This window comes from Xanthomonas sp. SS, from assembly GCF_014236835.1.
Lineage (GTDB): Bacteria > Pseudomonadota > Gammaproteobacteria > Xanthomonadales > Xanthomonadaceae > Xanthomonas_A.
In genome coordinates this window covers 4,846,125-4,870,545 of sequence record NZ_CP051190.1, presented here as the reverse complement: position 1 = coordinate 4,870,545, position 24,421 = coordinate 4,846,125, and the positions used below count along the sequence as shown (strand labels likewise).

Sequence of the window (24,421 nt, the reverse complement as noted above, 5' to 3'; positions counted from 1 at the left end):
CCCATGGAGCCTGTCATCGATTCCCAAGCAGAGCTTAATGGCACGCGCTGGCCGGCCGGCGCACATACGCAAAGCAAACGCCGGCGCTGGCAGACTCGCGCTTTCCCGGCGAACGGCGGACATGATGGCAGCACGAATCGAGGACTACGCCATGCTCGGCAATTGCCGTAGCGCGGCGTTGGTGGACAGGCACGGCTCGATCGACTGGCTATGTCTGCCGCGTTTCGATTCCGATGCGCTGTTCGCCGCGCTGCTGGGCACCCCGGAGCACGGCCGCTGGTCGATCGCGCCGCTCGGCGACTTCCGCAGCACGCGCCACTACCGCGACGGCAGCCTGGTGCTGGAAACCGAGTTCGAGACCGACGACGGTGCCGTGGCGCTGCTGGACTTCATGGTTGCCAGTCACGACGACGACGTGCACAACCACGTGGTGCGCATCGTGCGTGGGCTGCGCGGGCGCGTGCCGCTGCGCATGCAGTTGCAGCTGCGTTTCAACTACGGCCGCACCATCCCCTGGGTGTCGCAGATCGACGGCGGCCTGCAGGCGATCGCCGGGCCGGACCAGATCGCGCTGCGCAGCCCGCAGCCGATGCATGGGCATGGCTTCGCCACCGAAGCGGACTTCACCCTGGAGGCGGGCGAGAGCACCTGGTTCGTGCTCAGCCACGGCGCCTCGCACCTGGAACTGCCGCCGCCGCTGGCGCCGGAACAGGCGCTGGCGCAGACCGAGGCGTTCTGGCATGGCTGGTCGCACCGCTGCGTGCATGCCGGTCCGTGGACCGAGGCGGTACGGCGCTCGCTGGTGGTGCTGAAGGGCCTGAGCTACCTGCCCACCGGCGCGATCGTCGCCTCGCCCACCACCTCGCTGCCGGAACGGCTCGGTGGCGAGCGCAACTGGGACTACCGCTTCTGCTGGCTGCGCGATGCGGTGTTCACCCTGACCGCGCTGCACGCTGCCGGCTATTCCGACGAAGCGGCCGCGTTCCACGGCTGGCTGCAGCGCACCGTGGCCGGCTCGCCCGACCAGTTGCAGGCGCTGTACGGCATCGGCGGCGAACGGCGCATGCCCGAATGGGAAGTGGACTGGCTGCCCGGCTACGAAGGCGCGCTGCCAGTGCGCGTGGGCAATGCCGCCGCCGGCCAGTTCCAACTGGACGTGTACGGCGAGGTGATCGCCGCGTTCCATCGCGGCCACCACGAAGGCATGGCGACCGCGGCGCATGGCCGCTCGCTGGCGCGGCAGCTGCTGGAAGTGCTGGAGCAGCGCTGGCGCGAGCCGGACGAAGGCATCTGGGAAATCCGCGACCAGCGCCGCCATTTCGTGCATTCCAAGGTGATGGCGTGGCTGGCGTTCGACTGCGGCGCGCGCGACGGGGTCACCGACGCCGACGCCGCGCAACGCGCGCACTGGCGCGCGCTGGCCGACGAAGTGCATGCGCAGGTGCTGGAGCAGGGCGTGCACCCGGACGGCTATTTCGTGCAGAGCTACGGCAGCGATCGGCTGGACGCGGCGACGCTGCTGATCCCGCTGGTCGGGTTCCTGCCGGCGGACGATCCGCGCGTGGCCGCCACCGCCGATGCGATCGCGCAGCGGCTGAGCATCGACGGCCTGGTCGAGCGCTATCGCGCCGACGACGACAGCGGCGACGGCCTGCCCGCCGGCGAGGGCACCTTCATCGCCTGCAGCTTCTGGCTGGTGGAGAACTACGCGCTGCTCGGGCGCATGGCGCAGGCGCGCACGCTGTTCGAACGCCTGCTCGGCCTGTGCAACGACGTCGGCCTGCTGGCCGAAGAATACGATCCGCGCAGTGGCCGCATGCTCGGCAATTTTCCGCAGGGGTATTCGCACGTGGCGCTGGTCCACGCCGCGTTGCGCCTGCATGGCTTACTCGGCGAACAGGAAACCCATCCATGAGCGATGCGACACAAGCGACTCCGCCCTGCCTGATCGTGGTGTTCGGCGCGCGCGGCGACCTGACCCGGCGCCTGGTGCTGCCGGCGCTGTACAACCTGCGCCGCAGCGGCGCATTGCCCGAACAGTTCGCGGTGATCGGCGTGGACCACGGCGACATCAGCGAAACCAGCTGGCGGCGCCTGCTCGGCACCGCGCTGCACGGGCTGATGGCCGACCGCGACGCCGAGTTCAAGGCCGATGGCCTGGACGAGGACGTGTGGAACTGGCTGCGCACGCGCCTGCACTACCTGCGCGGCGATTTCGCCGATGCGGCGACCTATCGCGCGCTGGGCGAGGTGATCGAAAAGTACGACGCGCAGTACCAGACCTGCGGCAACGTGCTGTTCTACCTGGCCACCGCGGCACGCTTCTTCGCCCCGGCGATCGAGCAGCTGGGCGCGGCCGGACTGGTCAAGCAGACCGCCGGCGGCGGCTGGCGCCGGGTGATCGTGGAGAAGCCGTTCGGCCACGACCTGCGCAGCGCCAAGGAGCTCAACGGCATCGTCGGCCGCGTGCTCGATGAGGACCAGGTGTTCCGCATCGACCACTTTCTGGGCAAGGAGACGGTGCAGAACATCCTCGCGTTCCGTTTCGCCAACGGCCTGTTCGAGCCGGTGTGGAACCGCGACCGCATCGACCACGTGCAGATCACCGCCGCCGAGACCATCGGCGTGGAAGGGCGCGGCGGTTTCTACGATCCCACCGGCTGTTTGCGCGACATGGTGCCCAATCATCTGTTCCAGCTGCTGGCGATGATCGCGATGGAGCCGCCGGCGGCGTTCACGCCCGCGTCGATGCTGCGCCGGCGCGCCGAGGTGATCGAGGCGGTGCGGCCGCTGGCCCCGGGCGACGTGGTGCGCGGCCAGTACGCGGCCGGCGCGATCGGGCGCAATGCGGTGCCCGGTTACCGAGAGGAAGACACGGTGCCTTCCGATTCCAACACCGAGACCTACGTGGCGATGAAGCTGCAGGTCGACACCTGGCGCTGGGCCGGGGTGCCGTTCTACCTGCGCACCGGCAAGCGCCTGCGCGAACGCACCACCGAGATCGCGATCCGCTTCAAGCCGGCGCCGCTGGCGCCGCTGCGCAGCGCCGAGATCGGCGGCTACGGCCCCGACTGGCTGGTGCTGCACATCCAGCCCGACGAAGGCATCTCGCTGCAGTTCGACGTCAAGCGACCGGGCGCGCGGGTCAGCCTGGCGCCGGTGCGCATGGACTTCCGCTACCGCGACTGGTTCCCGAAGGAATACACGGTCGGCTACGAACGCCTGCTGCAGGACTGCATGAACGGCGAGGCCGGCCTGTTCCAGGACGCGACGATGGTCGAGGCGGCCTGGCGCATCGTGCAGCCGATCCTGGATGCCTGGCAGGCCTCGGCCGACGAAGTGGCGCAATACCCGGCCGGCAGCGCCGGCCCGGCCGCCGCCGACGCATTGCTCGCGCTCAACGGCGGCCACAGCTGGCGCACCCTGACCGCCGGCCGCCGCCCACCACCGCGGCGCCCAGCGGAAGGCGGCACCGACGCCAAGTCGGCAGCGCCGGCGAAGCGTGCGGCCGCTGCCAAGCCTGCCGTGTCCAAGGCCAAGGCGGCAGGCGCCGGCAAGCCCAAGCGCGCCGCTTCGCCCAAGAAGGCGGTCGCCTCGGCCAAGAGGACAGCGGGCAGGAAGACAGCCGCGCCGAAGAAGGCAGGCAAGTCCGCGTCCGGGAAAGCGAGCAAGCCGGTGGCGAAGAAGGCGCCCGCGACCGCCGCCAAGCGCGCCGTGGCGAAGCGCTGACCGGCGGTGCGCATCGTCCGCGTGGGAGCGACTCCGGGTGGCATGGGGCCATCCGTCGCGATCGGCGTTGGCTGCAGTCGGGACTGAAGTCCCTCCCACAGTGCACCCGGCGCGGCAGCCGCGAGTGCTGCAGCAGCGAGCCCGCTGCAATTTTGTAGGAGCGGCTTCAGCCGCGACAAACGAAGCGGCGGAGCAGGCAGGTTCGGCATTCTGTCGGGGCTGAAGCCCCTCCTACAAGGGCACCCGCCACGCACGAAACCCTGTAGGAGCGGCTTCAGCCGCGACAAACGAAGCGGTGTAGCAGGCAGGTCCGGCATTCTGTCGGGACTGAAGCCCTCCTACAAAAGCCCCCGCCACGCGCGAACACCTGTAGGAGCGGCTTCAGCCGCGACGAACGCAGCGGCGGAGCCCATCGGCTTCGGCATTGCGTCGGGGCCGACGCCCCGCCTACAAGCGCTTCAACAGCAGCTCGCGAACCCCCTGTAGGAGCGGCTTCAGCCGCGACAAACGAAGCAAGGATCCAGCCGGCATTCGGCATCCGGCGCCGCCATGACCGACATCCCTGCCGCCTGTGCTCCCGCCGCACACGCCACGCAAGCGCCGCACCACCAACACCACTACGGCGGCGTCTTCGCCGCCGCCGCATCGGCCGCCGCTTCCCCAGGCACCTCGCTCACATCCGCCTCGAACAGCTGCATCAGATCCGCGCGCGCATCGCGCGAGGTCTGCACCACCGCTGCCTCGTCGTCGTACACCAGGTGCTGCGCGCGCAACAGCTGCTCGTCGTGCTGGCGGAAGCGGGCGATGCGGTCGCGCGCGGTCTCCGCGCTCAGGCCCAGGTTCACCAGCACCTTTTCGCTCAGCTCCAGGCTGGAGGCGAACACCTCGCGGAACGGTTCGGCGCCCAGGTCCATCAGCCGCCAGGCGTGCTGCCGGTTGCGCGCGCGCGACAGCACCTGCGCCTTCGGATACAGGCGGCGGATCAGCCGCGTGGTCTTGATGTTGGTCTCCGGGTCATCCATCGCCACCACGAAGATGCCGATGCTGTCGCTGCCGGCCGCGCGCAACAGGTCCGGGCGGCTGGGGTCGCCGTAGTAGATCTTGTTGCCGAAGCGGCGCAGGTCTTCCACCGTGTCCGGGTTGTGCTCCAGCGCCACGAAGGGGATGCGCTGCGCGGTCAGCAGGCGCGCCACGATCTGGCCGAAACGGCCCATGCCGGCGATCAGCACCTGCGCGCGCTGCTCGTCCACGGTGTCGTAGTGGGCGGCCGGCGGCGGAGTGCGTTTGGCCTTGGCCGCCTCGCCGCTGTCGAGCAGGCGCTGGATGCCGATCAGCAGCAGCGGGGTCAGCGCCATCGATACGCCGACCACCGCGACCAGGCGGTCGTGGTTGGCGTCGTCGAGCAATTGCACGCGCTGCGCCTCGGTGAACACCACGAACGCGAATTCGCCGCCCAGCCACAACAGGCTGCCCAGCAACAAGGCGCTGCGCAGCGGCAACCGCGCCACCCGGCCGATGCCGACCAGCAGGCTGAACTTGACCAGCAGCAGCGTGGCCACGCCGCCGGCGATCAGCCACGGCTCGGCGACGATGCGGTCCAGGTCGATGCCCATGCCCACGGCGATGAAGAACACGCCCAGCAGCAGGCCCTGGAACGGTTCGATCTGCGCCTCCAGCTCGTGCCGGAATTCCGAGTCGGCCAGCAGCACACCGGCCAGGAACGCGCCCAGGCTCGGACTCAGCCCGGCCTTCTGCAGGAACCACGCATTGCCCAGCACCACCAGCAGCGCGCTGGCGGTGAATACCTCGGGCATGCGCGTGCGTGCCACGATGCGGAACAGGTAGCGCAGCGCGAAGCGGCCGCACAGCACCACCGCCGTCAGCGCGCCCAGCGCCTGCGCCACCTCGGTCCAGGTGAGGGTGTCGTTCTTGGCCCCGCCAAGCAGCGGGATCGCGGCCAGCAGCGGGATCGCGATCAGATCCTGGAACAGCAAAATCGCGAAACCGAGCCGGCCGTAGTCGCTGTTGAGCGCCTTGCGCTCGGCCAGCAACTGCAAGCCCACCGCGGTGGACGACAGCGCCAGCGCCAGGCCCACTACCAGCGCGCTCTTCCAGTTCAGGTCCAGGCACAGCAGCAGCACGCCCAGCGGCAGTGCGGTCAGCACCACCTGCGCGGTACCGGCGCCGAACACCGCGCGCCGCATCAGTTTCAGCCGTGCCGGCGACAGTTCCAGGCCGATCAGGAACAGCAGCATCACCACGCCGATCTCGGCGGCGTTGAGGATGCGCTCGGTGTCCTGCACGAAGCCCAGGCCGTCCGGACCCAGCACCACGCCGGCGGCGAGATAGGCCAGCACCGCACCCAGGCCCAGGCGCTTGAACACCGGTACCGCGATCACCGCGGCCAGCAGCAAGACCAGCGCCAGCTCCAGGCCGCCGCTATGCATGAGTCGTCTCCATCGCGCCATTATGCGGCCGCCACACGACCGTCCGCTTACCCGGATTGGGGGAAGCCGCAGGCGGATGCCGACCTTCGGCATCGGCGGGATGCCGGGCGGGGCGCTGGGGGGCGCCTTGGCGGCTTTGGGCCACCGGTGCCGACAAGGTGCGAAGCCGGCAAGCGTCCCTGCTTCGTTCGTCGCGACTGAAGTCGCTCCCACAGGAACTCGCGGCCAGCGTCCGGGTGCACTGTAGGAGGGGCTTCAGCCCCGACAGAATACCGAATCTACCAGTTGCACCGCTTCGTTCGTCGCCGTTGAAACCGCTCCTGCAGGGACTTCGCAACTGGCCGGAGGTGCACTGTGGGAGGGACTTCAGTCCCGACGCATGGACGCCGGAACCCACCGCCTTTCCCGCATCGCCCGAAGCCGCGACCCGGCAGGCCGCGACGCATCCGCATTCCCCGATCATCCCCGCGCCAGCATCACCCGTGTACCGTTGGCGCACCGCTTGCCCGCCCGCGCCCGCCATGAGCACCTACCACCTGCAGTCCGTGTTCCGCCCCGCCTCGGTCGCCATTGTCGGCGGCAGTCCGCGCGAGCGCTCGGCCGGGCGCGCGGTGGTGCGCAACCTGCGCGCCGCCGGCTTTCCCGGGCAGATCGGCTGGGTCAGCCCGCGCTACCGCGAGATCGACGGCGTGCCCACCGTGCGCGGACTCACCGATCTGCCGTGGGTGCCGGACCTGGTGGTCATCACCGCGCCGGCGCGGATCGTGCCGCGCATCGTCGCCATCGCCGCGCGGCGCGGCGTCGCCGCGGCGATCATCCTCACCGCCGGCCTGGGCGAAGGCCCCGGCTCAGCCGCGGCGCGGGTCGAAGCGGCCGCGCGCGCCAAGGGCCTGCGCATCCTCGGACCGCATTGCCTGGGCGTGATCGCCCCGCACGCCAAGCTCAACGCCAGCATCGCCGCACACTGCCCGCAACCGGGCGACCTGGCGCTGATCTCCGAATCCAGCGCCATCGCCGCCGCCCTGGTGGAGTGGGGCGTGGCGCGCTCGGTCGGCTTCTCCGCGGTGGTGTCGCTGGGCGATGCGCTGGACGTGGACTTCGGCGACCTGCTCGACTACTTCGCCACCGACTACCGCACCCGCGCCATCCTGCTGTACGTCGAACACATCCACGACGCACGCAAGTTCATGTCCGCCGCGCGCGCCGCGGCGCGCGCCAAACCGGTGGTGGTGGTGAAATCCGGGCGCCTGCTGCGCATCGACCCCAATGCCGACACCCACGTGCAGGCACTGGCCAGTTCCGACGCGGTCTACGGCGCGGCCTTCGCCCGCGCCGGCCTGCTGCGGGTGCGCGCGCTGGACGAGCTGTTCGCCGCGGCCGAGACCCTGGGCCGGCTCAGCACCTTCCCCGGCCGGCGCCTGGCGATCCTCAGCAACGGCGGCGGCGTCGGCCGGCTGGCGGTGGACAAGCTCGCCGACCTCGGCGGCACCCTGGCCGCGCTGTCGCCGCAGACCCTGCAACGCCTGGAGCAGGCGCTGCCGCAGGAGTGGTCGCACGCCAACCCGGTGGACATCGTGGTCGACGCCGACGGCGAGCGCTACGCCGCCGCCGCCGAAGCGCTGCTGGCCGATCCGGAGAACGACGCGGTGCTGGTGGTCAACGTGCCGACCGCCTTCACCTCCTCGGCCGACGCGGCGCAGGCGCTGACCCGCACGCTCGGCCTGCGCCCGCGCCACCACCGCGACAAGCCGGTATTCGCGGTGTGGCTGGGCAACGACGAAAGCGCCACCGCCACGCTCAACGCCGCGCACATCCCCACCTATGCCACCGAGGCCGACGCGGTGCGCGGCTTCATGCACCTGGTGCGCTACCGCGAAGCGCAGGCGGCGCTGATGGAGACCCCGCCCAGCCTGCCCGAGGATTTCGTGTTCGACGCGGCCACCGCGCGCGGCATCGTCGACGCCGCGCTGGCCGCCGGGCAGGCCTGGCTGGATCCGCTGGCCACCACCCGCCTGCTCGCGGCCTACGGCATCCCCACCGCGCCGGTGGTGCATGCCGCCAGCGCCGCAGAGGCTGCGTTGGCAGCGGCACCGATGCTGGCCGAGGGGTTGGCGGTGGCGGTGAAGATCCATTCGGCCGACATCCCGCACAAGTCCGACGTGGACGGCGTGCGTTTGAACCTGGTCAGCGCGCAGGCGGTGCAGGACGCCGCCGAAGGCATCCTCGCCCGCGCGCGCGCCGCGCGTCCGCACGCGCGCATCGACGGTGTGCTGGTGCAACCCACGCTGCTGCGGCCGAAGGCGCGCGAACTGATCGCCGGCATCGCCGACGATCCCACCTTCGGCCCGGTGATCGTGTTCGGTCGCGGCGGCACTGCGGTGGAAGTGATCGACGACAAGGCGCTGGCGCTGCCGCCGCTGGACCTGCGCCTGGCCCACGAACTGATCGGCCGCACCCGCGTCAGCCGCATCCTCAAGGCCTACCGCGACGTGCCCGCGGCCGACGAGCGCGCGGTGGCGATGGTGCTCGTCAAGCTGGCGCAGCTGGCCGCCGACCTGCCGGAGATCCGCGAGCTGGACATCAACCCGCTGCTGGCCGACCGCGACGGCGTGATCGCGGTGGACGCCCGCGTGGCGGTGGCACCGTCGCGGCGCCTGCACAAGGGCCGTGGCCACCCGCGCTTCGCGATCTTCCCGTATCCCAAGGAATGGGAGCGGCGCATCGTGCTCAACGACGGCGCCGCCGCGTTCGTGCGCCCGGTGCGCCCGGAAGACGACGCGCTGTTCCGCAGCTTCTTCGCCCGCGTCACCGACGAGGACCTGCGCCTGCGCTTCTTCCAGGCGGTGAAGCACTTCAGCCACGAATTCATCGCCCGCCTGACCCAGCTCGACTACGCCCGCTCGATCGCCCTGGTCGCGATCGAACCCAAGACCGGCGACATGCTCGGCGCGGTGCGCCTGCACGCCGACGCCGACTACGACCGCGGCGAATACGGCATCCTGATCCGCTCCGACCTCAAGGGCCACGGCATCGGCTGGCAGCTGATGCGGATCATGATCGAATACGCCGGCTGGCTCGGCCTCAACGTCGTCGAAGGCCAAGTCCTGCGCGAGAACCGCACCATGCTGGCGATGTGCGAACACCTGGGTTTCAAGGCGACCCCGGACCCGGAAGATGCGACGTTGATGGATGTGGTGTTGCCGGTGGGGAAGGGGTGAGGTCTGGGTAACGACCTGCTCCGACGATGGTTCGGAAGACGGAGCGGATCGGGTTTAGGCGTGATGGCAGTGGCCGATCGCGCCGCGTGCTCCACGCCGGCATCTGCGCATGCGTCGGCCTTGGACCGCAACAAAACCCGAGTGAGTAGGGCGTACTCGACATGCACATCGCCAACGTCGGCAGCGCATCCTCGTTCGAAGCAGCGTGGTCGGGATTTACGCAGGAAGAGGCGCACGAGACGTTCTGCGATCAGTTCGCGCGGCGAGTGGCCGAGCGTTATCTGGGCGGAGAGTTGTCGTACGAGGTTGCCGACCGCGCGATAAATGGGCTATATGCGTACTGTTACCATCTGGATTCCGATAGGGGCATGTCCGGTTACGCGTGGGCCGTGTTCGATGCCTTCGAAGCGGGCGAGTACGTGCATGAGGGGGATGGCCCGGAAGCGTCCCCCGATGAAACGTACGTTGTGCCGCTCTTGCGGAAGCTGTGCGTGTAATGACTTTCAGCCCGATGCCGCTCCGCGGTGCGGCTCAATCCAGGGATAGGGAGTGACTGAATGAAGTTGTACGTTCCACTTGTCGCATCCGCGCTCGCGTACGTCGTGGCGTTGTTCCTGCCGGCGTTGTACGGCGGTGGATCGCATGTCATTGGGTTTGTCCTGCTCGTGCTGGGCTGGGTACAAAGCCATCACGGCGAGTGCTACGCCTGGTTCGCCAATCCGGTCTTCTTAGCCGGGTTTTTCGCGTTCGCGTTGCGCAGGTTCAAGGTGGCCCTGTGCTGTGCGGCATTGGCTTGCCTGATCGGCCTGGACACCTTCCGCGCCACGGTGTTCTCGCTCAACGAGGCCGGCAACGACGTTGCGATCGAGCATGTGGGCGCGGCGTTTTATGTGTGGCAGTTGAGCTTCATTGTCCTGCTCCTCGCCTCCATCCGCATGATGTCGATCGGCAGATCGCCGACGCCGAGTGGCGATGCAGCGTGAGCAGGGCTCAGCGTCTCAAAGGGCGTCTAGCGTGACAAAAAATCCTTTCGCATCCACTACGCGTGGCAAAGCTAGTAATCCGAGTTGATTCGTAGGCACAGGACATGCGACGCAAAGTGCTGCAGGACATCGCCAACACCCTCTGCCAGATGATGGTGGGTTGGCGCATGGGCGACGACTACGAACGGATGTCCGAGCTTCCCGATGGGACCATCTACTTCGATCTCTTGGAGAAGACGGCCACGCATAACGCCGGCGATAGCCCGACGCTGTGGATAGCGGGTGAGTTGAGCGCATGGCTGGAGCACAGACTGGGCGTCGAGAAGATCGACCGTAGCGAATTGGTACACGCCCAGCTCGAACTCCGCTATGAGACGAGTCGCATAAGAACGAATCGGAAGCAGGTCGTCTCGTTCGATTTCGAGTGTCGCTCATCGCTCCGAACCGACGTGGTGGAGTACCGCGGAAGCGTCGTCGACCGCCATGCCTATCACCAGCGCATAGCGTCCAGTCCATCTTCCAAACCCGCGATCGGCGGTGCTGCTTAAGACCGGCGCAAGTCCAGCGCAACGACATGTTGCCGCGCAACAACGCCGGTGCGATTTACTGGGCCCGGCAGAAATTAAGCGGTGCGCATGGCCATTTTTCTTGCGAACTTGCCGATTCCCCGCCTATCGTCGTGCTCAGTGGGGACGCTGGAGGGGAGGCGCCGACACCGCTTCAACGAGATCCCAGAAGGACGGCTGCCGGTGGGCACCGCCCGTTCTCTTCCTCCATTGCCACCCAAATCGCATCCTATGAACGAATCGGATTCCTCCTTCCTCCTCTCGCGTCGCGGCTTCCTCGTCGGCGCCGGGAGCGCGGCGATCTTCGCTTCGCCGCTGCGTGCAATGGTCCTTTTTGATAGCGCTAACAATGCGTTCCGGCTCGCGGGCGACGTGGGCGTCGCGCCGATCCATGTGGACGCGCAGGATTTCCCCGGCGTGGCCAGGGCAGCGCGCGATCTCGCCGAGGACGTCGGCCGCGTATTCGGAACGCCGGCGGCGCTCGTGAACCAACCGAACCGGCTCGATCGCCACGCCGTACTGATCGGCACGCTCGGCAAAAGCGCGGTCATCGATGCGCTGGTCGCGGCCGGCAAACTCGATGTCGCGCCGATCCTCGGGCAGTGGGAGTCCTACACGCTGCAGACCGTGGCCGATCCGATGCCCGGCGTGGCCGAAGCGCTGGTGATCGCCGGCAGCGACAAGCGCGGCACCATCTACGGCATCTATGCGCTGTCCGAACAGATCGGCGTGTCGCCCTGGTACTGGTGGGCGGACGTGCCGGTTCGGCGCCGTGCGGCGATCTCGATCCGGCGCGGCACGCATTTCGAAGGGCCGCCGGCGGTGAAGTATCGCGGCGTGTTCCTCAACGACGAGCAGCCGTGTCTGGGCAAGTGGACCACCGAGAAGTTCGGCGGGATGAATGCGGCGTTCTATACCCGGCTGTTCGAGGTGTTGTTGCGCTTGCGCGCGAACTACCTGTGGCCGGCGATGTGGGACAACGCCTTCGCGCAGGACGATGCGGACAATGCGCGGCTCGCCGACGAATACGGCATCGTCATGGGTACCTCGCACCACGAGCCGATGATGCGCGCGCACAAGGAGTGGACCGACCACCGCACGCAGTACGGCAACGGCGAATGGAACTACGCCACCAACAAGGACGCGTTGCAGACCTTCTTCCGCGAAGGCATCGCGCGCAATCGCTCCCGCGAGGTTCTGGTGACGGTGGGCATGCGCGGCGACGGCGACGTGGCCATGGCCAGCGCCGGCGATCTGCAGGCCGATATCCGCCTGCTCGAAACCATCATCGCCGATCAGCGGCAGATTCTCGCCACGGAACTCGGTACCGACGCCAGCCGGGTCCCGCAGCTGTGGGCGCTGTTCACCGAGGTGCAGAAGTTCTACGACGCCGGCCTGAAGGTGCCGGACGACGTGACCTTGCTGTTCACCGACGACAACGTCGGCAATCTGCGCCGGCTGCCGAAACCCGAAGAGCGCCAGCGTGCCGGCGGTTCCGGCATCTACTACCACATGGACATGAACGGCGGGCCGTTCTCGTACAAGTGGCTCAACAGCAATCCGTTGCCGAAGATCTGGGAACAGATGCACCTGGCGCACCGCTATGGCGCCAACCGGATCTGGATCGCCAACGTCGGCGACTTCAAGCCGCTGGAGATTCCGATCGAGTTCTTCCTGCGGCTGGCCTGGAATCCGGATGCGATCACGAAGGACGATGTCGCCGGCTGGATCCAGCGCTGGGCGAGCCGCGAGTTCGGCGCCGAACTCGCCGTGCCGATCGCGGACATCGTCGCGAAATACGCCAAGTACAACGCCTGGCGCAAGCCGGAACTGGTCAAGCCGGAGACCTTCAGCCTGCTGCACTACCGCGAGGCCGAACGCGTGCTGGACGCCTGGACCGCGCTGCTGGCGCAGGCCGAAAGCATCCAGTCGCGGTTGCCGGCGGACGCGCACGACGCGTATTACCAGTTGGTGCTGCATCCGGTGAAGGCCTGCGCGACGGCGACGGAATTGAACATCGCCGCGGCGCGCAATGCGTTCTACGCGCAACAGGGCCGGGCGAGCGCAAACGCCGAGGCCGACTACGTGCGGCAGCTGTTCCAGCGCGACCGCGACCTGACGGACTACTACAACACTCGCCTGGCGGGCGGCAAGTGGAACCACCTGATGGACCAGGTGCATCTGGGCTACTTCGACTGGTACTCGCCGCCGGCGAACATCATGCCTCCAGTGACGACGCTGCGGATCGAAGACACCGCCGACTATGCGGTGGCCGTCGAAGGCGCGGTGCCGGGCTGGCCGGGCTATTGGCTGGATCCGGAGTTGCCGACGTTCGACAGCCTGTGCCGGCAGCGGCACTACTTCGAGGTCTTCCCGCGCGGCGCGCGCCCGATCGCGTTCGAGGTGGCCGCGGCCGAGCCGTGGATCGTGGTCGCCGAGGGCAAGCCGTTCGGCGTAGGCCGCAAAGATCGGCGCTTCTGGGTCGAGATCGATTGGGACAAGGCCGGCGTCGGCGAGCAGGCCGGGACGATCGTCGTGACCGGCGCGCAAAAGGCGCAGACGATTCACGTCAAGGCGATCAAGGCGTCCGCGGCGCAGCGGCGCGAAGCGCGCGGCGCGTTCGGCGGCCTGCTGGGACCGATAGCGATCGCCGCCGACGCGTTCCAGCGCAACGTCGACGCCGGCGGCGTTCGCTGGGAGCGCATTCCCGACTATGGCCGCGCGCGCGCCGCCATGTCGGTCTTTCCGGTCACCGCGGCGTCGTTCTCCGACCCGCGCAACGCGCCGCGCCTGGAATATCCGGTCTATCTGGCCAAGGCCGGCCGCTACGACATCGACCTGATCACCAACCCGACGCTCAACGTGAACACGGCGCACCAGCTGAGCGTGGCCGTGGCCTTCGACGATCAGCCGCCGCAGGTCGTCAGCGTGTTCACGCCGGAGCAGCGCGTGTCGCAGGATTTCCTGGGCGAGGCGTTCTACGAGAACGCCAGGAACAATGCGCGCATCCTGACCGCCTCGCAGTCCGTGTCCGATGCGGGGCGGCATGTGCTGAAGATCATGATGGTCGATCCGACCATGGTCGTGCAGAAGATCGTGATTCGCAGTGCGCCGTTGCCGAGTTCCTACTTCGGCCCGCCGGAGGTCCCGGCGCATCCAGGCTGAGCCGCCGACCGTTGCCCGCCTGGAGCATCTGGCCAGCGCATTGCGGTTCGCCTTCCACCGCGCAGGCCGGGCAGGGCAACGCGCCCCGCCCGACGTGCAAGCGCAGCGCGCCGGGACTACTCCAGCTCCTGGTTGTCCACGCCGCGTTCGACCGGGTAGACCGTGGCCGGCGGGGTGGTGGAGCGCATCAGTTTCAGCGGTAACGCGCTCTGCTGGCAGAGATTGCCGCCGCTGACGAACACGCCGTCCTGGGTGCACTTCCAGTCGTAGAAGTTGGCGATGCCGCCGGCCAGCTGCAGGCTGAAGTCGGTGCTCTGGGCCGCGGCGTCGAACGGCGTGCCGGCCGCGTTGTTCTGGAACCAGCGCATCCATTCCTTGGAGCCGATCGGCGGGATCTTGCTGGCCGCCTGGAAGGTCGGGTTCATCGGCGAGAGTTGCGGCGATTCGGCGGTCATATGGCAGCTCAGGCAGGAGCTGATCGGGTTGTCGACCGGACCGTTGAGGCGGCCGTTCCAGCCCAGGTGGGTCGCCGGCAGTTCGGGCCTGGCGTTGATCGCCGACTGCAGGATGCTGGGATTGATCCGGGTCTGGGTCGGCTGCTTGTTGGTGTAGTCGTTGCCGGTATTCTGCGGGTCGTTACCCCACATCACCCCGACCGGTACCAGGTTCTGCCAGCCGGGCTTGCCGCTGACCGCGCCGTTGTACTGGAAGGTGCCGAAGATCCAGCCGCTGCCGGGAACGCGGCTGTCGCGCACGGCGAAGTCCATCTGGATCAGCGCCACCTGCTTGAGCGTTCTGTCCGCCGAACTGAAGCTGTTGGTGACGTACGCCGTCCACAGCACCGGGTTCTGCAGGAACGGCACCTGGCTTCTGTCCACGTCGGCGAACAGCGCCTTGCACACCACGGTGCCGTCGCGGAAGCTGTTGGGCTTGGAGGTGAAACTGGGATCGGGATTCTGCGGATCCTTCCACACCTGGCCGAAGGTATAGCCGCCGATGTCGTTGTAGATGCCCACCGCGAAGGTCTGCCCGGTAGCGAGCTGGGTCGGCGCCAACTGCTTTACCTGGATCTGCGCTTCCTTGGTGAGGCCATGCACGCCTTCGCGGCCGAGCGGTCCGTAGTGCTGCCACGGCGCGTGGTACCAACGCCGGACCTTGTTGTTCTGCACGTACCAGTCGCTTTCCACGTTGCCTTCCAGGCAATAGGTCTTCACAGCGTCCACGTAGCCGCGCCAGGTCTCGAAGTTGTTGCTCAGCGGCTTGGGCAACTTCTGGAAGAACGCTGGCGGCGGTCCGCTGGGCGCTTGCTGCGGAAAGTCCTGGCTGAGCTGGAACACTGGTCCCTTGTAGCTCTGTGGCGGCGCGTAGCCGAAGTCCGGAAACTTGCCGGCGGTCGCGGTGCCGCTGGCGAGCGCCAGCGCGACGGCGGCGGCGATGATGCGCAGATGAGGCAGGTGCATGGTGTACTCCCTGGTGTGTGCGTCGGTCCAACGCGGACGTGGCCTGCGTGCATTAGGTGTCCGGACTCTCCCCGGCCCCGGACCGGCCACACGACCGCGCCGACGGCACGGTCGAGAATGCACAGCCCGTTGCGCGAGGGCGTGCCTTGCGCCGGGCGCGCCGGCCCGGGTTGCGGGCATGCACGCCCGCAACCGCGGCGACGGCTGTGTCGAGACAGAGTGGTTCGGGAACCGCACACCGCCGCGGCGATGGCAGCGCCCTGCGACGCTGCGCTTACGGGATCGAAGAAGAAATATCCATGTCGCGCTCCTGACCGGCGGTTGAAGGCAACTGCTGTGTGATGGTCCCAAGTGCGTCGAGCGCAGGGGGAACACGCCGGCATGGCAGGCAGCATCGGGGGACGAATGCTGCGGGGCGGGCAGTGACGCTGCCGCGCGGGAGCCAGGTGACGCGTCATGCGCTGCGTGCGCGGCTATCGCGCGATCCGCAGCGTTGCTCGACGCTTTCGACTCTAGCCGATAGATCCGGCACAAGTAGTAGACAGTTGTGTTGCCGCGCAGGCGCTGGGATGCGTACCGCAACCGAGGTCGGGAATGCGCTCGGGCATGGCCGCAGGTCGGGAGGTCGTTCGTCTGCCCCGCCAGCGTGGCTGGGTCTCGGCCAGTACCCGCCGCTGCACTTTGAAGAAGTGGCAAAGCGGTTCGCCGGCGTCGAAGCGCACGCGACCGCGGCGGGTGAACTGCCAGTTCAGTGTGAATGCGAACCCGCCCGGGCAGGGCCCAGCCGGCCGGCATGCATCGGTCGCGGTCGCCGGCAGCGGCGGTCGCATTACCCTGGCAGAATCGGGATGCGCCACCGTCGGCGCTGCGCCAGGGGGCGCCGCATGTCTGCTGCCGAGCGGCCGCCAATGCCCGTGCCGGGGCGCGCCAGGGAGGTGCTGGGCGTGTTCCTGCGCCTGGGGCTGACCAGTTTCGGCGGCCCGCTCGCGCACCTGGGGTACTTCCGCGAGGAATTCGTGCGCCGCCGCCGCTGGCTGGACGAGTCCGGCTTCGCGCAATTGCTGTCGCTGTGCCAGGTACTGCCAGGCCCGACCAGCAGCCAGCTCGGCGTCGCGATCGGCTGGCAGCGCGCGGGCTGGCGCGGGGCGTTGGCTGCGTTCATCGGCTTCACCCTGCCGTCGGCGCTGCTGATGTTCGCGTTGGCGCTGTCTGCGCCGCGCTGGCTGCTGCATCCGCTCGGTGCGGAATTGCTGCACGGGCTCAAGCTGGTCGCGGTGGTAGTGGTCGCGCATGGCGTGTACGCGATGGCGCGCACGCTGACGCCGGACCTGCGGCGGGTGCTGCTGGCGGTGGCGGTCGCGGCGCTGGTGCTTGCGCTCGACCGCGCCTGGGGCCAGCCGCTGGCGATCGGGCTGGGAGCGCTGGCCGGGATCGCCTGGTGCCGGCCGCCGTCGGTGCCGATGACGGCGGCCGCGCCGCGGCGCTGGCGCCGCGATGTGGGACTGTGCTGTGCGCTGGCGTTCGGCGGATTGCTGCTGGCGGCGCTGTGGGTCTCCACACGCAACACCGCGATACCGACGCCGGCGCCGCTCGCTGCGGCGTTCTACCGCGCCGGGGCGCTGGTGTTCGGCGGCGGCCACGTGGTGCTGCCGTTGCTGCAGCGCGAACTGGTCGCCAGCGGCTGGATGTCCGCGGACACCTTCCTTGCCGGCTACGGCGCGGCACAGGCGATGCCGGGTCCGATGTTCGCGCTGGCCGCCTACCTGGGGGCCAGCGCCGGAAGCGGCATCGCCCCGGGTGCGGCGGCGATGCTGGCGCTGGCGGCGTTGTTCGCGCCGGGCCTGCTGGCATTGGGCGCGGCGTTGCCGCTGTGGCAGGCGCTGGCCGGGCGCCGATCGGTGGCGCGGGCGCTGGCGGGCATCAACGCCGCGGTCGTCGGCGTGCTGGCCGCGGCGCTGTACGAACCGCTGTGGCGCGACGGCATCCGCAGCCCGCCGGATCTGCTGGTGGTGGCGCTGGGCCTGATCCTGATGGCACGCCTGCAGCGCCCGGCGCTGTGGGTCGTGGCATGGTGTGCGGTGGCGGCGCTCGGCTTCGGCGCGTTGGGGCGCTAGGCGCCGCCGCCGATGGCCGCAATCGGGCATCGTTTGCGTTGTTGTCGGCGGTAAGCGGGAATGCGATTTCTCTTTGGGGAGAGGGGCCATGCGTACGCACGGAACGTTGATCAAGTGGGATGATGAGCGGGGCTTGGGCTTCGTGCGCTCGGCGCATGGCGATGCCGAGATAGTCGTGCACATCGCGGCGTTCCCGCACGACGGCGTGCGTCCGCGGCTCGGCGAGTTGATTTCGTTCGATCTGGAAAAGGACGCGGAAGGGCGGCCACGCGCGGTGCGGGTGATGCGCCCCGGACGCGCACCGACCACGCCGGCGCGGCGCGCCGCGGCTGACGCACGTTCCGGCAGCGCGTTCGGCCGCGTGCTTGCCGTGCTGCTGGTGATTGGCATCGGCACCTATGCGTATTCGGTGCTCGCACCGCGCTTCGCTGGCACGTCGACGCCGACGCCGAGCGCAGCTACCGCACCCACTTCCAGTGCACTGGCCACAGCGCCAGCCGCGGCGGCGGCATCCGCTCAGCACTTCCAGTGCGACGGGCGCACTCACTGCGCACAGATGACCTCGTGCGAGGAGGCGACCTATTTCCTGCGTAACTGCCCCGGCGTGCAGATGGATGGCAACCACGACGGCGTGCCGTGCGAACGGCAGTGGTGCCATTAGCGCGCGACGGGTGCGGCATACACTGCGGACCATGCGTACCCGGGGCGATGCGCGCGTCTCCGGACAGTGGCGTTGACGCACATGCTTGTGCGCCCACACACTCGCCGCGGCCACTGCGGCGCCACGACTAGGAAGATGGGATGAGTTACGACCTGGCGGTATTCGACATGGAGGCAGTACCGCGAGAGCGCGCGCAATTCCTGGCCTGGTACGACACCCAGACCGAATGGGGCGAGGAGCATGGCTACGACGATCCGGCAGTGAGCTCGGCGCCACTGCGCGCATGGTTCCTGGACATCATCGCTGCGTTTCCGCCGATGAACGGCCCGCTGGCTGCGGACGACATCGACGAAGACGCTGGACGTGCCACCGACTACAGCGTCGGCCGTTCGTTCATCTATGCGGCATTCGCTTGGTCGCAGGCGCAAGACGCGCACGCCACTGTGTTCGGCCTGGCCGCCAAGCATGGCGTGGGCTTCTTCGATGCCAGCTCCGAGCTGGGCGAAGTCTGGTGGCCGGATGGTCAGGGCGCGCTTACGCTCGCCCATACGGAGTAGCCGCTTCGCTGCGTCGGTTCAACACCCGCTACAGGGTGCCGTTCTTCCCGAAGGACACTTTCTGGCCGGTCTTGTGCCCGTCCCTTTTGTGACTGTCCTGGCTGCGCATCCAGGCGCGGCATCTGCACGATTCGCCGCGTCGCCGGACGTCTATGGAAAGCCGCTTCGTGCGTGGCGTCATTCCGGCGCCGGCTGGCCCGGCTGCGGATCTTCGGGCTGCGCACGGGTGAACGGCGCCAACCGCAGCTTGACCCGATGCTCGACCCCGGCCGGGCACTGCCCCGGCGCCGGTCCGCGGAAATAGCTGCGCTGCCAGCCTTCGCGCTTGGCCTCTGGATCGTCTTGCTCCAGGTCGTGCAGGAACTGGCCGCGGCTGCGCATCCAGGCCTGGTAGTCGCGCTCCAGTTCCGGGGTCTGCGACAGCGGTTGCCAGCGCGGTTCGGTCTCGGCGAGCACCCGCCGCTGCACCGGGAAGAAGTGGCAGAACGGTTCGCCGGCGTCGAAGCGCACGCGTCCGGGGCGGGTGAACTGCCAGTTCATGGTGAAGGTGTAAGGACTCCAGTCGGTCTCGATCAATCCGGTCAGCCCGGCGATGCCGTCCTTGGGCCGGTTGACCGGCGCGGTCACGTACAGGTCCATGCCCGGTTCGGTGCGGAACAGGCAGGGCACGTGGAAGGTGAGCACGCCGTAGCCGAAGTGGCTGACCGCCGGCGCGTGGCTGCCGGCGTCGGCGTGGATGCGGATGGCGTCGAGTGCGTTGCCGCCGTTCCATTCGGCCTCGAACCCGCTTTGGCACAGCAGCTCCCAGCCGTGCGCGTTGGCGATGTCCAGCGGCAGGCAGCGGTAGGCGTAGCGCTGGTCGGTGCGGTCCATCCACGGCCGCTCGCGCGGCGCCGGACGCACGTCGAGGGTGTGGCCGTCGAGAACGTGGGCGGTGAGTTTCATGGCGGCGGGCTTGGCGAAGGGCGTGCGCCGAGTGTGACGCGTCGGCGCACGCCTGGCGACCACGCGCGGCGGCCGCAATGCGATCGTACGCGGTCGATGGCGCGAAGCAGGGGGGCCTATTCGCGACGCACGCGCGCTGCCCGGCGCGCCGGCCCGTGCTCAGTCCGCCTCGAACTCCAGCAGCGCCACGCCGTCGCCGACCAACTCGCCCTCGCGCACACGGTAGCCGTGCACCACGCCATCGGCGGGGGCCTGCAGGGTGTGCTCCATCTTCATCGCCTCCAGCACCAGCAACGGCGTGCCGCGCGCCACGCGGGTGCCGGGCGCGACCAGCAGCGCGACGACGCGACCGGGCATCGGCGCGGTCAGTCCGCCGGCCTCGGCGATCGGCTGGTCGGCCTCGGCGACCGGGTCGTGCAGCTCGAACAGGTGCGCCTGGCCGGCGACGAACAGATGCAGGCGGCTGCCGGCGAACACCGCGTCGGCGTGCACGCGCTGCACGTCGAGCTGCGCCTGCAGGCGTTGCTCCTGCAGGCTGCCGGTGGCGAAGAGCACGGCATCGGTGGCGCTGTCGTGGATGCGCCAGCCCGCGTCGGTCGCCGCCGCGCGCAGCGTGCGGCGCGTCTCGCCGTGCTGCAGGATCAGGTTGCGCGGCGCCGGTTCGCCCAGGCGCCAGCCGTCGCGCAGGTCCCAGGGCGAATGCGGGTCGCCGGGTTGCGCGGCGTCGGCGCGGTCGTGCAGCAGCCAGGCCAGCGCGGCCAGCGTCCAGGTCGGCTCGGCGGTAACCGGCGCGGTCTCGAACAGCGCGGCATGCTCGCGCTCGATCAGTGCGGTATCCAGATCGGCCTGTGCGAACGCCGTGGTGCCGATCAGGCGTTGCAGGAACGCGGCATTGGTGGCCACGCCGACCACCTGGCACGCCGCCAGCGCCGCCTGCATGCGCCGCAGCGCGCGTTCGCGGGTCTCGTCCCAGACGATCAGCTTGGCGATCATCGGGTCATAGTGCGTACTGATGACGTCGCCCTGTTCGACGCCAGCATCGACGCGGGTGTACGCGTCCGTGGCCGGCAAGCGCAGATGCTGCAGCGTGCCGGTCGAGGGCAGGAAGCCGCGCGCCGGATCCTCGGCGTACAGCCGCGCCTCCAGCGCATGGCCGCGGATCGCCAGTTCGTGCTGGCGTCTGGGCAGCGGCTGGCCGGCGGCCACGCGCAGCTGCCACTCGACCAGGTCGGTGCCGGTGATGCATTCGGTGACCGGGTGTTCCACCTGCAGCCGCGTGTTCATTTCCATGAAGTAGAACGCGCCGTCGGGCGCGACGATGAACTCCACCGTGCCGGCGCCGATATAGCCGACCGCGCGCGCGGCTTCCACCGCGGCCTGGCCCATCGCGGCGCGGCGTTCGCCGCTCATGCCCGGCGCCGGCGCTTCCTCCAGCACCTTCTGGTGGCGGCGCTGCACCGAGCAATCGCGTTCGAACAGGTAGGCCAGTTCGCCATGCGTATCGCCGAACACCTGGATCTCGATATGCCGCGGGCGCAGCACGTATTTCTCCACCAGCACATGCGCGTTGCCGAACGCGGCCTGCGCTTCGCGCTGGCAGGCGGCCAGGGCGGCGACGAAGTCCTCGTTGCGATCGACCCGGCGCATGCCCTTGCCGCCGCCGCCGGCGCTGGCCTTGATCAGCACCGGATAGCCGATGGCGTCGGCCTGGTCGCGCAGGAACTCCGGCTCCTGGCGTTCGCCGTGGTAGCCCGGGGTCAGCGGCACGCCGGCGGCGTGCATCAGCGCCTTGGCCGCGCTCTTGTCGCCCATGGCGCGGATCGCCGCCGGCGGCGGGCCGATGAACACGATGCCGCGCGCGGCGCAGGCCTCGGCGAAGTCGGCGTTTTCGGACAGGAAGCCGTAGCCGGGGTGGATCGCCTGGGCGCCGCTTGCCTGGGCGGCGTCGAGGATGCGTTCGCTGCGCAGGTAGCTGTCGCGCGCGGGTGCGGCGCCGATGTGGATGGCTTCGTCGGCCAGGCGCACGTGGTGGGCGTCGCGGTCGGCATCGGAGTAGACGGCGACGCTGGCGATGCCGAGTTTGCGGCAGGTGGCGATCACGCGGCAGGCGATCTCGCCGCGATTGGCGATCAGGATCTTGTCGAACATCGGCAGGTCGGGCGTGGCCATGGTCAGTTGCCTGGAAAAGGGGTGTCGTGTCTTGCAGTTGCAGTTGCAGTTGCTATTGCTGTTGCTTTGGCTGTCGCTGTTGCCATTGCTTTTGCTTTTGACTTACCGGGTTCCCTTCCGCAGCGGCGGCCATGGCGGGGAAAAACCCGAAGGGCGGCGCACAAGGATGTGCGCCGTTCGCGGCAGGGGCAGGATGCCCCTTCCGCGAATCCCCGGTATGGACGCGGACCCGGAGCGCGCAGCGCGGAGGGCGCAAGGCAGGGCGCGCTTTCTTTTGGTTACTTTTCTTTGCGCGAGCAAAGAAAAGTGACTCGCCGCAAGGCGAAAGCCTTTGCCTTTGCCTCTGCCGTTGTCTTGGTTCTGGCGCTGGGATTTTGAAGCTTTGGAGCAAGAGCAAGAGCAACAGCTTCCGCTGGCGCGGGTCACTTTTCTTTGCTTGTGCAAAGAAAAGTAACCAAAAGAAAGCACACCCCGCAGCGCGCCCTCCGCGCTGCGCGCTCCAGGTCCGCAGCCCCGACGGGCATTTTTCGATGGCACATCCATGTGCCAACGAAAAACGTCGCGCATCCTGCGCGCCGCCCTTCGGGTATTCGCCCGCCGGGTCTGCCGCGCTGAGGGGACCCGGTAGATCAAAAGCAAAGCGAAGGCGACAGCAACAGCAGAGGCAATAGCAACAGCGGAGCTGTCGGCCACGGTTGGTGGGACGGTCGACGACCGCCGCGCGTGCAAAGCAGGGCGCCCGCGCCCGCTCACATCCGGAACACCCCGAACCGGGTCGGTTCCGCCGGCGCGTTCAACGCCGCCGACAGGCCCAGGCCCAGCACCCGCCGCGTCTGCGCCGGATCGATGATGCCGTCGTCCCACAGCCGCGCACTCGCGTAGTACGGATGGCCCTGGCGCTCGAACTGCTCGCGGATCGGCGTCTTGAAGGCAACTTCGTCCTCGGCCGACCAGGCGCCGCCCTTGGCCTCGAGGCCGTCGCGGCGCACCGTCGCCAGCACGCTCGCGGCCTGTTCACCGCCCATCACCCCGATCCGCGCGTTCGGCCACATCCACAGGAAATTCGGCGAATACGCGCGGCCGCACATGCCGTAGTTGCCGGCGCCGAACGAACCGCCGATCACCACCGTGAATTTGGGCACCTTCGCGCAGGCCACCGCCATCACCAGCTTGGCCCCGTCCTTGGCGATGCCGCCGTGCTCGTACTTGCGCCCGACCATGAAGCCGGTGATGTTCTGCAGGAACACCAGCGGGATGCCGCGCTGCGCGCACAGTTCGATGAAGTGCGCGCCCTTCAGCGCCGACTCGGAGAACAGGATGCCGTTGTTGGCGATGATGCCGACCGGATAGCCGTGCAGGTGCGCGAAGCCGGTGACCAGGGTGGTGCCGTAGCGCGCCTTGAACTCGTCCAGGCGCGAACCGTCGACCACCCGCGCAATCACCTCGCGTACGTCGAACGGCTTGCGCGGGTCGGCCGGGATCACCCCGTACAGGTCCTCGGCCGGATACAGCGGCGGCTCCGGCGCGCGCAACGCCAGCGCCGGCTCGGGCTTGCGCCAGTTGAGCTGGGCCACGATCGCGCGCACCCGCGCCAGCGCCTGCAGGTCGTTGTCGGCGAAATGGTCGGCCACGCCGGAGATGCGCGTGTGCACGTCGGCGCCGCCCAGTTCCTCGGCGCTGACCTCCTCGCCGGTGGCCGCCTTCACCAGCGGCGGGCCGCCGAGGAAGATCGTGCCCTGCTCGCGCACGATCACCGTCTCGTCGCTCATCGCCGGCACGTAGGCGCCGCCGGCGGTGCACGAGCCCATCACGCAGGCGATCTGGGCGATGCCCTGCGCCGACAGGTTGGCCTGGTTGTAGAAGATCCGGCCGAAATGGTCGCGGTCCGGAAACACCTCGTCCTGCAGCGGCAGGAACGCGCCGCCGGAATCGACCAGGTAGATGCACGGCAGCCGGTTCTGCTGCGCGATCTCCTGCGCGCGCAGATGCTTCTTCACCGTCATCGGGTAGTAGGTACCGCCCTTGACCGTGGCGTCGTTGGCGACGATCACGCATTCCACGCCGGACACGCGGCCGATGCCGGCGACCACGCCGGCGCAGGGCACCTCGTCGGCATACAGGCCCAGCGCGGCGAACGGAGCGATCTCCAGGAACGCGCTGCCGGGGTCGAGCAGCGCATCGATGCGCTCGCGCGCCAGCAACTTGCCGCGCGCCTGGTGCTTGGCGCGCGCCGCGGCGCTGCCGCCCTGGGCGATGCGCGCCTGGGTCTGCTGCAGGTCGTCGACCACTGCGCGCAGCGCCGCGGCGTTGGCGGCGAAGGCGTCGCCGCCGGGTTGCAACTGGGTCTGGATCACGCTCATGGCAGGGCCATCGAAAAGGAGGAAAGGAGATTCGTGTAGGAGCGGCT

Annotated in this window: 16 protein-coding genes; 10 read left to right on the top strand and 6 right to left on the bottom strand. The window is 68.9% G+C overall.

Features of this window, described 5'->3' with window-relative positions:
• The first annotated feature begins 124 nt into the window (after window positions 1–124).
• Both HEP74_RS20610 and zwf read left to right on the top strand, forming a co-directional pair.
• Window positions 125–1,915, top strand: coding sequence for a glycoside hydrolase family 15 protein (locus tag HEP74_RS20610; RefSeq protein WP_185814447.1), 1,791 nt, complete (start codon window positions 125–127; stop codon window positions 1,913–1,915).
• On the top strand, window positions 1,912–3,729 hold the full coding sequence (zwf, locus tag HEP74_RS20605; RefSeq protein ID WP_185814446.1) for a glucose-6-phosphate dehydrogenase: 1,818 nt from the start codon (window positions 1,912–1,914) through the stop codon (window positions 3,727–3,729). Before HEP74_RS20610 ends, zwf begins: the two co-directional genes overlap by 4 nt.
• Before the next feature lie 617 nt (window positions 3,730–4,346).
• Here the strand turns inward: zwf and HEP74_RS20600 are convergent.
• Window positions 4,347–6,176 carry a monovalent cation:proton antiporter-2 (CPA2) family protein gene (locus tag HEP74_RS20600; protein WP_185814445.1) on the bottom strand — a complete coding sequence of 610 codons (1,830 nt, stop codon included), beginning with the start codon at window positions 6,174–6,176 and terminating at the stop codon, window positions 4,347–4,349.
• A gap of 521 nt (window positions 6,177–6,697) precedes the next feature.
• Between HEP74_RS20600 and HEP74_RS20595 the strand changes: the two genes are divergently transcribed.
• The 5 genes from HEP74_RS20595 (at window position 6,698) to HEP74_RS20575 (ending at window position 14,108) form a co-directional block, all read left to right on the top strand.
• Window positions 6,698–9,394, top strand: coding sequence for a bifunctional acetate--CoA ligase family protein/GNAT family N-acetyltransferase (locus HEP74_RS20595; RefSeq protein WP_185814444.1), 2,697 nt, complete (start codon window positions 6,698–6,700; stop codon window positions 9,392–9,394).
• A gap of 161 nt (window positions 9,395–9,555) precedes the next feature.
• Entirely contained in the window at window positions 9,556–9,891 is a 336-nt protein-coding gene (locus HEP74_RS20590; protein ID WP_185814443.1) for a hypothetical protein, read from the top strand.
• Between the two features lie 60 nt (window positions 9,892–9,951).
• Entirely contained in the window at window positions 9,952–10,377 is a 426-nt protein-coding gene (locus HEP74_RS20585; RefSeq protein ID WP_185814442.1) for a hypothetical protein, read from the top strand.
• 104 nt (window positions 10,378–10,481) lie between these two features.
• A complete protein-coding gene (locus HEP74_RS20580) occupies window positions 10,482–10,925 on the top strand; it encodes a hypothetical protein (protein ID WP_185814441.1) in 444 nt (147 codons plus the stop codon).
• A 501-nt stretch (window positions 10,926–11,426) separates the two neighbouring features.
• Complete coding sequence (locus HEP74_RS20575; protein ID WP_221893143.1) at window positions 11,427–14,108, top strand: glycosyl hydrolase 115 family protein; 2,682 nt, start codon at window positions 11,427–11,429, stop codon at window positions 14,106–14,108.
• A gap of 116 nt (window positions 14,109–14,224) precedes the next feature.
• On the opposite strand, the gene HEP74_RS20570 is transcribed toward HEP74_RS20575, so the two are convergent.
• The gene (locus HEP74_RS20570; RefSeq protein ID WP_185814439.1) at window positions 14,225–15,568 is read right to left on the bottom strand and encodes a hypothetical protein; all 1,344 of its coding nucleotides are present in this window, start codon (window positions 15,566–15,568) and stop codon (window positions 14,225–14,227) included.
• A gap of 512 nt (window positions 15,569–16,080) precedes the next feature.
• Window positions 16,081–16,398 (bottom strand): DUF6065 family protein, encoded by a 318-nt coding sequence (locus HEP74_RS21790; protein WP_255427990.1) that lies wholly within the window; start codon window positions 16,396–16,398, stop codon window positions 16,081–16,083.
• Window positions 16,399–16,476: 78 nt separating this feature from the next.
• On the opposite strand from HEP74_RS21790, the gene chrA reads away from it, so the two are divergent.
• From chrA to HEP74_RS20555, 3 genes are all read left to right on the top strand, one after another.
• The gene (gene chrA / locus HEP74_RS20565; RefSeq protein ID WP_185814438.1) at window positions 16,477–17,682 is read left to right on the top strand and encodes a chromate efflux transporter; all 1,206 of its coding nucleotides are present in this window, start codon (window positions 16,477–16,479) and stop codon (window positions 17,680–17,682) included.
• Window positions 17,683–17,770: 88 nt separating this feature from the next.
• On the top strand, window positions 17,771–18,343 hold the full coding sequence (locus tag HEP74_RS20560) for an excalibur calcium-binding domain-containing protein (RefSeq protein WP_185814437.1): 573 nt from the start codon (window positions 17,771–17,773) through the stop codon (window positions 18,341–18,343).
• 140 nt (window positions 18,344–18,483) lie between these two features.
• Window positions 18,484–18,900 carry a hypothetical protein gene (locus tag HEP74_RS20555; protein ID WP_185814436.1) on the top strand — a complete coding sequence of 139 codons (417 nt, stop codon included), beginning with the start codon at window positions 18,484–18,486 and terminating at the stop codon, window positions 18,898–18,900.
• 177 nt (window positions 18,901–19,077) lie between these two features.
• Here the strand turns inward: HEP74_RS20555 and HEP74_RS20550 are convergent, their stop codons facing one another.
• The 3 genes from HEP74_RS20550 to HEP74_RS20540 all read right to left on the bottom strand — a co-directional run bounded on the left by HEP74_RS20550 (window position 19,078) and on the right by HEP74_RS20540 (window position 24,374).
• On the bottom strand, window positions 19,078–19,845 hold the full coding sequence (locus tag HEP74_RS20550) for a DUF6065 family protein (protein WP_185814435.1): 768 nt from the start codon (window positions 19,843–19,845) through the stop codon (window positions 19,078–19,080).
• Between the two features lie 159 nt (window positions 19,846–20,004).
• Entirely contained in the window at window positions 20,005–22,014 is a 2,010-nt protein-coding gene (locus tag HEP74_RS20545; protein ID WP_185814434.1) for an acetyl/propionyl/methylcrotonyl-CoA carboxylase subunit alpha, read from the bottom strand.
• 749 nt (window positions 22,015–22,763) lie between these two features.
• Complete coding sequence (locus tag HEP74_RS20540) at window positions 22,764–24,374, bottom strand: carboxyl transferase domain-containing protein (RefSeq protein WP_185814433.1); 1,611 nt, start codon at window positions 24,372–24,374, stop codon at window positions 22,764–22,766.
• Between the last annotated feature and the right edge of the window lie 47 nt (window positions 24,375–24,421).